Source organism: Bradyrhizobium sp. (assembly GCF_030654605.1).
Lineage (GTDB): Bacteria > Pseudomonadota > Alphaproteobacteria > Rhizobiales > Xanthobacteraceae > Bradyrhizobium.
Genome location: NZ_JAURXB010000195.1, coordinates 1 through 12927, shown reverse-complemented (window position 1 = coordinate 12927; position 12927 = coordinate 1). Strand labels below are relative to the sequence as shown.

The window sequence follows — 12927 nt, the reverse complement described above, 5'->3', positions numbered from 1 at the left end:
GGCCGGTTGGCCGCGAGCAGGATGGCGCTGGCGAGATCGTCGGCATGGCCCTGCGCCATCTTGGCCATCAGGTCGGCGGTCGCGGGCGCCACCACGATCAGGTCGCAGTCGCGGCCGAGACGGATATGGCCGGCGTCGAACTCGCTCGCGGCATCGAACAGATCGGTGTAGGCGCGCTCGTTCGACAGCGCGCTGGCGGAAAGCGGCGTGACGAATTGCTGCGCGGCGCGGGTCAGCACGCAGCGGACGTGAATCTGGCGCTCCTTCAGCCGCCGGATCAGATCCAGCGCCTTGTAGGCCGCGATGCCGCCGCCGATGATCAGGGTGACGCGCGGCAGGCTGTGGGCGGCGCGAGGCCCGCGATCCGCTGACGGCGCCTGGAGGACGGCCGGCGGCGTGGCGAGGGTCGGCGAGGGGTAATGCGCCGCCTCGCGCAAAATCACCCGCACCTCGTCCTCGACCGATCGGCCGTTGCGGGCGGCGCGCAACCGCAGCTCGTTCCGGATGGCATCATCGAGTTTTCGGATAGTCAGGCTGGCCACGGACGATATCCCGAAATATCGATCGCAATGCTAGCATAGAATGCAGGCATTGCAATCAGAGTTGGCGGACGGCGAACAGGATCGCGATGAAGGTCCCAGCGATGATCCAGAGCGCCAGGGTGCGCGCGCGGTTTTTGCGCCCCTCGGATCGGCCCAGTGCTGCAATCGTCTCCGGCGACAGCGTAATGCCCTCCCGGGTCATGGTTTCCAGCTGCTCCAGCACGGCGACCGAGCGCGAGGCGAGCGACGGCAGGGCGCCCAGCACCCGACCCAGCTCGCCGGCGCCGGCTGCAGCACCCTGAATGCGCCCGATGGGTCCGAGATTGCGCTCGATCCATTCGCGAACCACGGGGTCGGCGACCTTCCAGATATCCAGTTTCGGATCGAAACCGCGCGCCACGCCCTCGACCACCACCATGGTCTTCTGCAGCAGGATCAGTTCGGGGCGGGTCCGCATGTCGAACAGGCCGGTGACCTCGAGCAGCAGGGTCAACAGCTTCGCCATCGAGATTTCCTCGGCGACGCGGTTATGGATCGGCTCGCCGATGGCGCGGATCGCCTGCGCGAAATTCTCCACCGAGTGATGCGCCGGCACATAGCCGGCCTCGAAATGTACTTCCGCGACGCGGCGATAATTGCGGGTGATGAAGCCCAGCAGGATTTCGGCGAGGAAGCGGCGCTCCTTCATGCCGAGCCGGCCCATGATGCCGAAATCGACCGCGACCAGGCGGCCGGCATCGTCGAGAAACAGATTGCCGGGATGCATGTCGGCATGAAAGAAGCCGTCGCGCAGCGCGTGGCGCAGGAAACTCTGGATCACCTTGCGCCCGAGCTCGGGCAGGTCGACCTGCGATTGCTCCAGCCGCGCATGGTCGCTCAGCGCGATGCCGTCGATCCATTCCATCGTCAGCACGTTGTGCGTGGTGCGGTCCCAGTCGACCGTGGGCACGCGAAAATCCGGATCGTCGCGGGTATTTTCCGCCATCTCGGAGAGGGCTGCCGCCTCCAGCCGCAGATCCATCTCCATCGCGACGGAGCGCGACATCGTATTGATGACCTCGATCAGCCGCAGCCGCCGGGCTTCCGCCGAATGCGCCTCGGCCTTGTGCGCGACGAAGAAGAAGTCGGCGAGGTCGCGGCGGAAACGCGCGGCGACGTCGGGGCGCAGCACCTTGACCGCGACCGATGTGCGGACACCGTCCCGCTCGGTTTCCGCGCGATGCACCTGCGCGATCGAGGCTGCGGCGACCGCGGGCCCAAAGCTCGTAAACGCCTGCGCCACGGTGCGTTCCAGCGATGCCGCGATGACGGCTTCGGCTTCTTCCTGCGCAAACGGCGGCAGCCGGTCCTGCAGGCTCTCCAGGTCGCGCGCCATGCTGGCGCCGACCACGTCAGGCCTGGTGGCGAGAAACTGTCCGAGCTTGAGATAGGCCGGCCCGAGCCGGGTCAGCGCGCGCGACAGCCGCGGGCCGGATTTGGCGCCGGGACGCTCGATCAGCCGGGCGATGCGCAGCGCCAGTTGCCCGGGCGGCGGCACCAGCGAGGGATCGACCACGCTGAAAACGCCCTCGCGCGCGAACACGAAACCGGCGCGGGCGAGCCGCGCGATGTGGGTCATTGCAGAAATCACAAACGCCAGCCCGAATGCAACGCCACGATGCCGCCCGAAAAACTCTGCCAGCTGGCGCGGGAAAAGCCGGCTGTGCGCATCATCTCGGCGAACGCATTCGGCTTGGGGAATTTGCGGATCGATTCGACGAGGTACTGATAGGATTCGGCGTCGCCGGTCACCGCGCGCCCGAGCGGCGGAATCACCTTGAACGAAAACAGGTCGTAGATGCGGTCGAGCCCTGGCATGTCGACGGTGGAGAACTCGAGGCACAGAAACCGCCCGCCCGGCTTCAGCACCCGCCAGGCTTCCGAGAGCGCGAGATCGATCCGCGGCACATTGCGGATGCCGAACGCGATGGTGTAGGCGTCGAAGCTGCGATCCGGGAAAGCCAGCGCCTCGGCATTGCCCTCGACAAACGACACCCGGTCGTCGAGATGCCGTGCCGCGGCGCGGGTGCGGCCGACCTCGAGCATGTCGGAATTGATGTCGCAGACGGTGGCCCGAAAGCCTGCGCCCGCCGCCCTGGCGGCGCGAAAGGCGATGTCGCCGGTGCCGCCGGCGACGTCGAGCAGCGCAAACGGCGTATCCGCGCGCGGCGGATTGAGCGCGTTGATCATCAGGTCCTTCCAGACCCGGTGCAGGCCGACCGACATCAGATCGTTCATCAGGTCGTAGCGCTGCGCCACGCTGTGGAACACGTCGTTCACCAGCGTCTGCTTGTCCCCGAGGGGGACGTCCCTGAAGCCAAAATGCGTGGTCTGGTCCGGTCGGTCCATCAACTTTTCTCCGTCGGCGGACCATAGCGCGCCCGCCGCAATGGCGCTATCACGTCACGTCCTCAAGGTGAACGCCCCGGTATGCCCGAATTGCCCGAAGTCGAGACCGTCCGCCGCGGCCTGCAGCCCGTCATGGAGGGATTTCTGATCGCGAAAGCCGAGGCCCGGCGCAAGGATCTGCGGTTTCCGTTCCAGAAGGATTTTATCGCGAGGCTGGAGGGCCAGACCGTCACCGGGCTCGGCCGCCGCGCCAAATATCTGATGGCCGATCTCGGCTCGGGCGACGTGCTGTTGATGCATCTGGGGATGTCGGGCTCGTTCCGCGTGGTCGCCGATGAGGGGAGCACATCGCCAGGCCAATTCCACCATCCGCGGGGCGACGACCGCGCGCATGATCATGTGGTGTTTCACATGTCGTCGGGCGCATCGGTTGTTTTCAACGATCCGCGCCGTTTCGGCTACATGAAGATCATCGCGCGCCACGCGCTGGAGCAGGAGCCGTTGCTGAAGGGGCTCGGCCCCGAACCGCTCGGCAATGAATTCGACGCCACCATGCTGGCGCGCGCCTGCGCCGACAAGAAGACCAGCCTGAAGGCCGCCCTGCTAGACCAGCGTGTGGTCGCGGGCCTCGGCAACATCTATGTCTGCGAGGCGCTGTATCGCTCAAAGCTGTCGCCGCGCAGGTCGGCTGCGACGCTGGCGAAAAAAAACGAGCCCACCGATCACGCCAGACGGCTGGTGGGCGCCATTCACGGCGTGCTCAACCAGGCCATCAAGGCCGGCGGCTCGTCGCTGCGCGATCATCGCCAGACCTCGGGCGAACTCGGCTATTTCCAGCATTCGTTCCAGGTCTACGACCGCGAAGGCGAGCCATGCCAGACCGCCAGATGCGGCGGCATCGTCAAGCGGTTCACCCAGAACGGGCGTTCGACCTTCTGGTGCCCGAAATGCCAGAAGTGAATCAGCAAGCGAGCCACCGGGTCGGCGCAAAGCGCGCCGCCCGGTGACGGGCTCGGCGAAGCAATCCGGCGGGGCTGGGTGCCGGATTGCTTCGTCGCCTTCCTCTGCGCAATGCCCTGCGCGGAGCCTGGTCTTGGTGGCGCTCCCGAGCGATTGGGTTCAGGAGCTCAACGCGATTGGGAATGACGAGTGGACGCAAGCGCGCCCACGCGTCGTCGCATTGTGGGCTACAGGCCACTCCAGGAAACGTACCCAGCTTGTTCCGCCGGGGCCTCCAGGAACATCGTGGGCACGATGTCGGGCGAGGCCGGGAGCGCGCTGATCATCAGCGGCTCGTCGGCGCTCACGCCGCCGTTCAGCCTGGTATCGACCCACTGCCAGAGGCCGCGGACTTCGTCGGCCGATTTGCCTGATGGCGCGTATTCGATGACCGCCAATCCGAGGCCCAGCGCATCCTGGTGATCGTTACGCATGACGATGTAGGGCTGCGCGACCACGCTGGCGAGATCGTTCGATATCTCGTCGCCGAGGACGATCGCGGCGTTGCTGACGCGCTGGCCGCGGATCGGGGTCTGGTTGAGGACGAAGGCAAACGGCGTATTCCAGGCGCGGGCGAGGTTCAGCGTCGATGCGGTGGCTTCGACATCGGCAACGCTCGGGCGCGACGGGATCAGGCACAGATCGGAATAGCGAATGGCCGCCGTGGTCGCGGCACTGGTGCCGCCGGCGGTGTCGATGATAACGAGGGTCACGCCGCTGCGGTCCAGCGACTGCAGCTTGCCCTCGATATCGCCGGCGCTGTAGACCGGCTCGACCAGCGGCTCGGCATAGGGGCGGCGCCCCTGCCAGTTCGAGAGCGTGCCTTGCGGATCGGTCTCGATCAGGCGAACGGTGTGCCCGGCCTGGATGGCCGCCAGCGCGAGGCCGATGGCGAGCGTACTCTTGCCGCTACCACCCTTTTGGGTGGCTAGAACGATCGTATGCATTGTAGTTCCTTTGAAGAATTCTTGAGGGATTTGCGGTACGCTCTACTGATGCATCACATTCTGCGATGCCGAGCATTCTCGCTCAGGACTGCCGGCCCGATCCTGAAATGGTCCTGGATCGCGGCTGTCCGAATCACCTAACTGTTCGACGGTACCCTTTTTGAGGTGTCTGGCTATTCCGGGAGAATACGGTCCCGCGAAGCTCTGCTCGGATAACCGTCAGGGTTGTCCACCCTGCCAAAAACAACGAGCAGCCGATGCACGGAAGACAGAGGATGGCAAAGCATGACCGGCAACTGGCGCGATCGCACCGACACCGTCTTCGAGTGTCAGAAGCAGCCGGCATCGGGCAGCCGAGGCATGGTGGTCAGCAATCATCCGCTGGCCTCGGCCGCGGGTTTGGAGATGCTCGCCGCCGGCGGCAACGCCATCGATGCCGCGATCGCTACGCTGTTCACGCTGACCGTGGTCGAGCCGATGATGGTCGGCATCATCGGCGGCGGCATGGCGCACATTCGTCTTGCCGATGGCAGTCACCGTTTCATTGACGGCCAAAGCACCGTTCCCCTTGCGGTGAGGCCGGATACCTATCGCTCGAAGCCGGGCTCGGCCCATGATGTGTTCGATACCGTCGGCGACGAGAACCTGAACGGCCCGAAGGCAGTCGCGGTGCCCGGCTCGCTCAAGGCCTGGTGCGAGACGTTGCGGCGGTTCGGCACCATGCCGCTCGCCGATGTGATGCAGCCCGCGATCCGGCACGCCTCGCGCGGCTATGCGGCGACGCCCTATCTGCATGAATGCATCAGCGACGGCGCGGCCGAGATGCTGAAGGACAAGGCGATCTCGGCGATCTATCTGCCTGATGGTACGCCGCTGAAGGCCGGCGAGCGCGTCGTGCAATCGGAATATGCCGAGACGCTGGGCTATATTGCGCAGCATGGTGACGCCGCGCTCTATACGGGTCCGCTCGGCGACGTCCTCGTCGATTACATGAAGGCCAATGGCGGCTTCATCACGCGCCAGGACCTGACCTCCTACAAGACCGTCGAGCGCGCGCCGATCCGGGCCGATTATCGCGGCTGGCAGATCCTCGGGCCGCCGCCGCCCGCCGCCTCCGGCGTGCACATCGCGCAGATGCTGAATATTCTGGAGGGTTACGACATCGCGGCGCTCGGCTTCGGCACCGCGCAGACCATCCATTATCTCGCCGAGGTGTTGAAGATCGCCTTTGCCGATCGCGCCGCCGCCAGCGGCGATCCGGATTTTGTCGGCGTACCGGTGGAGCGGCTGACCTCGAAGGACTATGCCAGGGAGCGCCGCGGTGCGATCAATCCGAAGCGTGCGCTGAAATGGAGCGCCGGGGTAGCGCAGTTCGAGGGCGCGCACACCACCCACATGACCGCAGCGGACGCGTTTGGCAACGTGGTCGCGACCACACAGACCATCAACAATCTGTTCGGCGCCAAAATCCTGATTCCCGGCCTCGGCACGGTGCCGAACAATTACATGAACCTGTACGATCCCCGGCCGGGCCACGCGCTGTCGCTGGCGCCGGGCAAGCGCGTCACCACGTCGATGTCGCCTGTCATGGCGCTGCGCGACGGCAAGCTCGTCTATGCGCTGGGCCTGCCCGGCGGCAAAAAGATTTTCCCGAGCGCCATGCAGGCGCTGATCAATCTGATCGATCACGGCATGAGCCTGCAGGAGGCGGTCGAGGCGCCCAGGGTCTGGACCGAAGGCAATGCGCTGGAGGTCGAGGCGACGGTTGCCGACAGCATTCGCGCGGCGCTGGCATTGATGGGGCATCAGGTGCTGGCGGTGCCGACCGTGGCCGGCGGTATGAACGCGATCCAGTTCCACAAGGACGGCTCGATGTCGGGCGCGGCGTGCTGGCGCGCCGACGGCACGCCGGTCGCCCTCGCCGGAGGCCTCGCGCGCGCGGGCATCCGGTTCGGGCTGGCGTGACCGGCGCGGGATTGCGCAGCCGCGCGCGTTCGTCAGGGCAGGCGGCCACCCTGCAGGTGGAACTTCCAGCCGGCGGCGACCACGGCCTGTTCCACGGCATTGCGTATCCGGGCGTAGTCGATCGTGCCGCCGCCGCCTTCCGCCGAGACGTCGTTGCGTTGGCCGGATAGTTTCGAGCCGGTCAAATTGGTCTTTTCGACGGTGGCCGTGGGTGGCGGCAGACCCCAGCTCGATTCGATGACGGCTTCGCGAAACTGCACCGTGCGATCCGCTTGCGAAGGCCGGCACGACATCCGGTAGTTGACGGTGCGGGCGCCGAGCCACCATTTCGACCGGATCGGCTGGGCTTCGCCCGTCAATCCTTGCCCGTCCTCATGGACGGTCAGACCGAGCGCGCCAAGCCGGGCTTTCAGCGCAGCCAACAGATCCTGTTCGGACGACGGGTCGGGCACTTTTTCTCCTCAGTGCGTGTACAGGATGCGCTGCCAGATCGTGCCGCCCAGATATTTGCTGCCGGCGACGAAATAGATGATGAGCAGCGCGAACAGGACAAGCGCCGGCATGCCCTCCAGCTTGAATCCCTCGGCAGTAACGCTGCCGGTCAAGTAGCCGATCGCGTAGCCACCGCCGAAGAACACCGTTACGAAGTCGAGGATGGCGGCGAGCACCTTGCGCCAGGTGGCTACCGGTTCGACCGTGCCGGTCATATTAGCACCTCACTTGCCGGCGGCGGAAAAATCGGTGGCCCCATGGGTGAGGAGTCCGGTGCCGCCGGCGTCGCTGGTCGATGTATCCCGGACCTTCACGTCGATCGCAATCAGCTTCAGCTCGCCTTCCGAAACCGCGAAGTCGAGTTCATAGCTGAGGCGGCTCGGCGTCGTGTCGAAATAGCCACGCAGCATCAGCGATCCGTTGCTTGCGAATTTTGCCGGGCTGGTCGAAACGATCGGCTTCGCCGCGATGGTGTCGATGTGCTTGCCGGCGAACACCTTGAAGGCCTGCTTCAGGGTATCGGCGCTGAACCTGTCGCGGAACGGCTTGGCCATTTTGGCGTACATCACGGCGTAGTTGCCGGTCAGGTTGGCGTCGTTGAAGGTCAGCAGCGAGGTCTTGACCATGACCTCCTCGACGAAGGGCGTCGGCAGCGGCGGGGATTGCGCAACCGCCGAACCGGAGCCGGCGATGCAGACGGCGAGCATTGCGACCGTCGTCGTCAAAAGGCGTTTCATGGTCATGCCCCGTGAAATGGCTTACCGAAATGAATGGTGAATTGGAGCGGCAATCAGCCTCACCGGCGTTGATCCACGTCAACAATCCGGCAGCGCCCCTGCGCTGGCCGGCGCGCGGCTCTCGGCATGGTTTCGCGCTACTTCCGCACGCAGATCACGCGCACCACGGACGCCTTGGCGTCCGTCGATCCGCCCGCCGCAGTGACGCCATTGGCTCTGAGGAAGCCGCGCACGGTATCGGCTGACACCAGCGCCGCGGCTGCGGCATTGGCCGGTCCCGCCACCAGCACCGGCTTCAACAGCGCGATCCCTGCGAATTTGCCGTCGGTATCGAGCGCCGCTGCGCCGGAAAAACCCAACCCCGGCGCCGGCGACAATTCGCTGCCACTACCGCCTGGCGTGATCGACGCCTTGACGCTGCTCGCCGCGGCGCGGCCGGCCTGGTTCTGCGGATCGGCGATCCCCGTCAATTCGACGCTGGATTTAGCCGCGCCATTGCCGAGGTTCAGCGGCGTTAGCCCGCGCGCGCCGTAGATGCGCAGCAGTGCGAGATCGTGATCCTTGTCCTCGGCGACGCGGTCGGCGTTGCCATGGCCGGCGATCGCTATCGCGAGACAGCTGTCGGTGACCTGACGATCGGCAAGGATGGCGCCGTCGCCGCTGACGACAATGCCGGTGCCGTATTCGACGGTCTTGCGCGGCGGCGGGCCGGCGGCCTGCGCGCCCGCCGGGAACGGGTTGAAGGCGCTCGACATCGCGATCACCACCGGCTCGACGGTGTTTTCGACGGCCTGGTCGTACAGGATGGTGAGGATGCGGACCTCGTCGCCCTTGAACGTTCCGCGCACATAGAATTTCTTCAGGCCCTGCAAGCCCGACAGCACGAAGAAGTCCGGCTTGACCACGGTGTAGTCGATCTTGCGCCCGGCGGGCTCCTTCTTTTCCAGCTCGGCGAGTTTGGCGGTGGTCGGATTGGCTTCCTTGCGCCGCGACAGCTGGATCTGCACGGTGCCGGTGGCGGACGTCCATTTGCTGCCATTGGCGTCGGTGGCTTGCTGCGGCACCAGTTTGGTCGGCACGCCCAAACGTGCGCCGGTGCCCATATCGGTGACGATCTTCCAGCCGACGTTTTCCTGCTTGCGCTTCGCCGTCTCGGCGAGGATGCCGCGTTCCTGCGGGTTGAGCACGCCGGTCTGCTTGCCGCCGCGGCCCTTCTGGAATTCCTTGATGGCGGCGACCATGCGCTCGCTGACTTCGCCCGTGATCGCGCCATTGTACTGGCCGACCCAGGCCAGATCCGACTGGATCGCCTGACGCTCCGCCTGCGGCATCGCCTTGGCGGTATCGGCCGGGGTCTGCAGCGCGGGGCGGATCGGCACGGTCGTGACCGGCTTCGGCCTGGCGCCTGCCGTGGCCGGTGGCGTCAGCTGGGCCTGGGCGGAAGCCCCCATCGCTGCGAACATCAATGTTGCCGTCAGCAACGATCTCATGACAGGTCCCGGTCCATTGAAGTCAGTGCAATTAAGCACATCTGCTGGGTCGGCAACAGCTGAGCGAAGGTTCAGGGAATATTGGACGCCCCGGCCACAGCGCGTGGTAAGATTGATGCCGGAAAACAGGATCTGGCCTTACCATGCTGAGCGCCGAGGAACTCGAGCGATACGCCCGCCACATCGTGCTGCGCGAGGTTGGCGGCCCCGGCCAGGCCGCGCTGAAGGAAGCCGCGGTGCTGGTGATCGGCGCCGGCGGCCTCGGCGCGCCCGCGCTGATGTATCTCGCGGCGGCCGGCGTCGGCACGCTGGGCGCGGTCGACGATGACATGGTGTCGCTGTCCAATCTGCAGCGCCAGATCATTCATTCGACGCCTGACATCGGCCGCCAGAAGGTCGACAGCGCCGCCGGGCAGATCTACGCGCTCAATCCTCACGTCCGCTTCGCCGCGCATGCCTCGCGGCTGACCGCCGGCAATGCGATGGAGTTGATCGGCAGTTACGATCTGGTGCTCGACGGCTCCGACAATTTCGAAACCCGCTATCTGGTGTCGGATGCATGCTTCCTCGCCGGCAAGCCGCTGATCACGGCGGCGCTCGGCATGTTCGACGGATCGCTGACCACGATCCGCGCCCATGAGACCAATGCCGAGGGCGAGTTAAACCCGACCTATCGCTGCCTGTTTCCCGAACCGCCGCCGGCGGGCACGGTGCCGGCCTGCGCCGAAGCCGGCGTGCTGGGCGCGCTCGCGGGGGTGCTGGGATCGATGATGGCGCTGGAGGCGATCCGCGAGATCGTCGGTTTCGGCGAAGGGCTGGTCGGCCGGCTGTTGATGGTCGACGCCCGCGCGATGCGGTTCGAGACCCTGCGCTACAAGCGCGACCCGTCCAATCCGCTCAACGGCGATGCGCCAACGATTGTGGATTTGAGCGGATACCTGAACGAAATTTAGTACCTGGAACTACAATCGGTGTTGCGGCCCATGCTTCGAGACGGCCACTACGTGGCCTCCTCAGCATGAGGTGTGAATCTGTTGAAACACAACAACCTCATGCTGAGGAGCGAGCGACGCGAGCGTCTCGAAGCATGGGCGGCAAGGGCTGCGGGTCGAGGCAGCCTACTGTGCATGGGGTTGTTTTCGCGAATTTGTGCAAACGGCCCTGCCGGCCTCACAGCATGCTGGGCAGCACGCGGTCCGGCGGCTTGTGGTTGTCGAGGAAGGTGCGGATATTGATGATCACCTTCTCGCCCATCTCGACGCGGCCCTCGATGGTGGCCGAACCCATATGCGGCAGCAGCGAGACCTTGCCGGCCCTGGCGAGCCGCACCAGCTTGGGATTGACCGCGGGTTCGTTCTCGAACACGTCGAGACCGGCGCCGCCGATCTCGCCGGTTTCCAGCAGCTTGATCAGCGTGTCCTCGTCGATCACCTCGCCGCGCGCGGTGTTGACGATATAGGCGTCCTTGCGGATCAGCTTCAGCCGCCGCGCCGACAGCAGGTGAAACGTCGCAGGCGTATGCGGACAGTTCACCGAGATGATGTCCATCCGCGCCAGCATCTGGTCGAGGCTTTCCCAATAGGTCGCGCCCAATTCGTCGGCGATGACAGGCGCGACCGGGCGGCGGTTGTGATAGTGGATCTGCAGGCCGAAAGCGCGGGCGCGGCGCGCCACGGCCTGGCCGATGCGGCCCATGCCGATGATCCCGAGGCGCTTGCCGCCGATACGATGGCCGAGCATCCAGGTCGGCGACCAGCCCGGCCAGTTCTTGCCCTCGGTGAGGATCGAGGCGCCCTCGATCAGCCGCCGCGGCACCGCCAGGATCAGCGCCATGGTCATGTCGGCAGTGTCTTCGGTCAGGACTTTCGGGGTGTTGGTGACGGTGATGCCGCGCGCATGGGCTGCGGTCACGTCGATATTGTCGACGCCGTTACCGAAATTGGCGATCAGCCGCAGCTTGCATTCGGGGTCGTTGAGAAGCTGTTCGGTGATTTCATCGGTGACGGTGGGCACCAGCACATCGGCGGTCCGCACCGCCTCGGCGAGCTGTTCCGGCGTCATCGGCGTGTCGTCGAGGTTGAGCCGGGCGTCGAACAGCTCGCGCATCCGGGTCTCGATCGAGTCCGGCAGCTTGCGCGTGACGACAACGAGAGGCTTTTTCTTGACCGGCATTTCCTGCTCTCACGAGTCTGTAGCTCGTCATCCCCTTCGATCGTCAAACGGCCCGCCGTTGAGGCCTCATTAACCCGGTTGTTCGACACTGCGGCGGGCCGCGCGGTCCCGGTGTTTGGTCACGGCTTGCTGATCGTTTTCTTGTAGTTTTTTGTAGTTTTCTTTTGGTTTTCTTGGGTTCCCCGATATTTCCCGCTGGTTTCCGGCGGAAAATTCCGGGTTCGTCCTAGTTCAGAGCGTTCCGTCCTCTCTAGCAGAAGGCCGGGCCAAGACAAGAACCCAGGACAAGAACCGGGCAGGCCGCCCGGGAACGAAGGATTGCGGGGGGCGCGACGCGGGGGCGGTCGGGCAGGGGTACAGGGGTTCGGCATTCCCGGTGTTTCAGCTCGAAGAATTTGAGTTGGTTTCTCGGCAGGAGACGAGTTGATGGTGTTGAGGCGTTTTTGCAAGTTGGTGGTGCTCACGGGCTGCATGCTGGGGGCGTCGGCCGTTCCGGGGTTTTCGGCCAAGGAATCGGGCCAGACCACCAGCGGCCTGCCGCTGCCGCGCTATGTCAGCCTCAAATCCGACCATGTGAACGTCCGGGCCGGTCCGACCAAGGACAATGACGTCGCCTGGGTCTACACCCGCTCCGGCCTGCCGGTTGAGATCACCGCCGAATTCGAGAACTGGCGCCGGGTCCGCGATTCCGAGGGCGCCGAGGGCTGGGTCTATCACTCGCTGCTGTCGGGCCGCCGCACCGCCGTCATCACCATGAAGGCCAAGGACGAACTCGCGCCGCTGTACGATCGCGCCGACCCGGCCAGCGCGGTCGCCGCCCGCCTGCAGGCCGGTGTCGTCGCCCAGGTGAAGAAGTGCGTGGCCGGCTGGTGCCGCGTCATCGGCAACGGCTTCGACGGCTGGATCGAGCAGCAGCGCCTGTGGGGCGTCTATGCCGACGAGAAGGTGGATTGATTTGCACCGTCGTCCCTGCGAACGCAGGGACCCATACGCCGCGGCCTATCGATAAAGGCGGCTGAGTAGACGCCTTCTATCAACGATCAACATTTGTGTTTATGGGTCCCTGCGTTCCAGGCTGTGTGAGAAGTCGCGGTTTTTTTGGATTAGGACACGGCGGCGTTTACGGAGGGCACAAGAATCTTCGTCAGGCGGTAGAGGGCTCCAGCGCTTCCAGCAGCGCCGGTACTCCGAGGAT

The 12927-nt window shown here is 65.3% G+C and carries 13 protein-coding genes; 4 read left to right on the top strand and 9 right to left on the bottom strand.

What is annotated here, in order from left to right; genetic code table 11:
• The 3 genes from Q7U29_RS18040 to ubiE all read right to left on the bottom strand — a co-directional run.
• Window positions 1-542: flavoprotein (locus tag Q7U29_RS18040; RefSeq protein WP_304743724.1), on the bottom strand; the 542-nt coding region annotated here is incomplete at its 3' end.
• 55 nt (window positions 543-597) lie between these two features.
• Window positions 598-2172: a 2-polyprenylphenol 6-hydroxylase gene (gene ubiB, locus Q7U29_RS18035; RefSeq protein ID WP_304743722.1), complete on the bottom strand. Its 1575-nt coding sequence runs from the start codon at window positions 2170-2172 to the stop codon at window positions 598-600.
• Complete coding sequence (gene ubiE / locus Q7U29_RS18030; protein ID WP_304743720.1) at window positions 2169-2930, bottom strand: bifunctional demethylmenaquinone methyltransferase/2-methoxy-6-polyprenyl-1,4-benzoquinol methylase UbiE; 762 nt, start codon at window positions 2928-2930, stop codon at window positions 2169-2171. Before ubiE ends, ubiB begins: the two co-directional genes overlap by 4 nt.
• A gap of 81 nt (window positions 2931-3011) precedes the next feature.
• Between ubiE and mutM the strand changes: the two genes are divergently transcribed.
• Window positions 3012-3890 carry a bifunctional DNA-formamidopyrimidine glycosylase/DNA-(apurinic or apyrimidinic site) lyase gene (gene mutM, locus Q7U29_RS18025; protein WP_304743719.1) on the top strand — a complete coding sequence of 293 codons (879 nt, stop codon included), beginning with the start codon at window positions 3012-3014 and terminating at the stop codon, window positions 3888-3890.
• A 227-nt stretch (window positions 3891-4117) separates the two neighbouring features.
• Here mutM and Q7U29_RS18020 read toward each other — a convergent pair whose 3' ends face one another.
• Window positions 4118-4876 carry a ParA family protein gene (locus Q7U29_RS18020; RefSeq protein WP_304743718.1) on the bottom strand — a complete coding sequence of 253 codons (759 nt, stop codon included), beginning with the start codon at window positions 4874-4876 and terminating at the stop codon, window positions 4118-4120.
• A 285-nt stretch (window positions 4877-5161) separates the two neighbouring features.
• On the opposite strand from Q7U29_RS18020, the gene ggt reads away from it, so the two are divergent.
• Window positions 5162-6841: a gamma-glutamyltransferase gene (gene ggt, locus Q7U29_RS18015; RefSeq protein WP_304743717.1), complete on the top strand. Its 1680-nt coding sequence runs from the start codon at window positions 5162-5164 to the stop codon at window positions 6839-6841.
• Window positions 6842-6873: 32 nt separating this feature from the next.
• On the opposite strand, the gene Q7U29_RS18010 is transcribed toward ggt, so the two are convergent.
• From Q7U29_RS18010 to Q7U29_RS17995, 4 genes are all read right to left on the bottom strand, one after another.
• On the bottom strand, window positions 6874-7293 hold the full coding sequence (locus Q7U29_RS18010) for a hypothetical protein (RefSeq protein WP_304743715.1): 420 nt from the start codon (window positions 7291-7293) through the stop codon (window positions 6874-6876).
• A gap of 9 nt (window positions 7294-7302) precedes the next feature.
• Window positions 7303-7548 (bottom strand): hypothetical protein, encoded by a 246-nt coding sequence (locus Q7U29_RS18005; protein ID WP_304743713.1) that lies wholly within the window; start codon window positions 7546-7548, stop codon window positions 7303-7305.
• A 9-nt stretch (window positions 7549-7557) separates the two neighbouring features.
• Window positions 7558-8070 (bottom strand): hypothetical protein, encoded by a 513-nt coding sequence (locus Q7U29_RS18000; protein WP_304743712.1) that lies wholly within the window; start codon window positions 8068-8070, stop codon window positions 7558-7560.
• Window positions 8071-8207: 137 nt separating this feature from the next.
• Complete coding sequence (locus Q7U29_RS17995; protein ID WP_304743711.1) at window positions 8208-9560, bottom strand: serine protease; 1353 nt, start codon at window positions 9558-9560, stop codon at window positions 8208-8210.
• Between the two features lie 143 nt (window positions 9561-9703).
• Between Q7U29_RS17995 and Q7U29_RS17990 the strand changes: the two genes are divergently transcribed.
• Window positions 9704-10513, top strand: coding sequence for a molybdopterin-synthase adenylyltransferase MoeB (locus tag Q7U29_RS17990; RefSeq protein ID WP_304743709.1), 810 nt, complete (start codon window positions 9704-9706; stop codon window positions 10511-10513).
• Window positions 10514-10730: 217 nt separating this feature from the next.
• On the opposite strand, the gene Q7U29_RS17985 is transcribed toward Q7U29_RS17990, so the two are convergent.
• Window positions 10731-11732 carry a D-glycerate dehydrogenase gene (locus Q7U29_RS17985; RefSeq protein ID WP_304743708.1) on the bottom strand — a complete coding sequence of 334 codons (1002 nt, stop codon included), beginning with the start codon at window positions 11730-11732 and terminating at the stop codon, window positions 10731-10733.
• Between the two features lie 426 nt (window positions 11733-12158).
• Here Q7U29_RS17985 and Q7U29_RS17980 point away from each other — a divergent pair, with 426 nt between their 5' ends.
• Window positions 12159-12686: an SH3 domain-containing protein gene (locus tag Q7U29_RS17980; RefSeq protein ID WP_304743706.1), complete on the top strand. Its 528-nt coding sequence runs from the start codon at window positions 12159-12161 to the stop codon at window positions 12684-12686.
• Window positions 12687-12927 lie beyond the last annotated feature (241 nt).

Bases quoted from the DNA above. Each gene is read 5' to 3' on its own strand.
- ubiE (WP_304743720.1), bottom strand. From the start codon at position 2,930: ATGGACCGACCGGACCAGACCACGCATTTTGGCTTCAGGGACGTCCCC.
- mutM (WP_304743719.1), top strand. From the start codon at position 3,012: ATGCCCGAATTGCCCGAAGTCGAGACCGTCCGCCGCGGCCTGCAGCCC.
- Q7U29_RS18020 (WP_304743718.1), bottom strand. From the start codon at position 4,876: ATGCATACGATCGTTCTAGCCACCCAAAAGGGTGGTAGCGGCAAGAGT.
- ggt (WP_304743717.1), top strand. From the start codon at position 5,162: ATGACCGGCAACTGGCGCGATCGCACCGACACCGTCTTCGAGTGTCAG.
- Q7U29_RS18005 (WP_304743713.1), bottom strand. From the start codon at position 7,548: ATGACCGGCACGGTCGAACCGGTAGCCACCTGGCGCAAGGTGCTCGCC.
- Q7U29_RS18000 (WP_304743712.1), bottom strand. From the start codon at position 8,070: ATGAAACGCCTTTTGACGACGACGGTCGCAATGCTCGCCGTCTGCATC.
- Q7U29_RS17995 (WP_304743711.1), bottom strand. From the start codon at position 9,560: ATGAGATCGTTGCTGACGGCAACATTGATGTTCGCAGCGATGGGGGCT.
- Q7U29_RS17990 (WP_304743709.1), top strand. From the start codon at position 9,704: ATGCTGAGCGCCGAGGAACTCGAGCGATACGCCCGCCACATCGTGCTG.
- Q7U29_RS17985 (WP_304743708.1), bottom strand. From the start codon at position 11,732: ATGCCGGTCAAGAAAAAGCCTCTCGTTGTCGTCACGCGCAAGCTGCCG.
- Q7U29_RS17980 (WP_304743706.1), top strand. From the start codon at position 12,159: ATGGTGTTGAGGCGTTTTTGCAAGTTGGTGGTGCTCACGGGCTGCATG.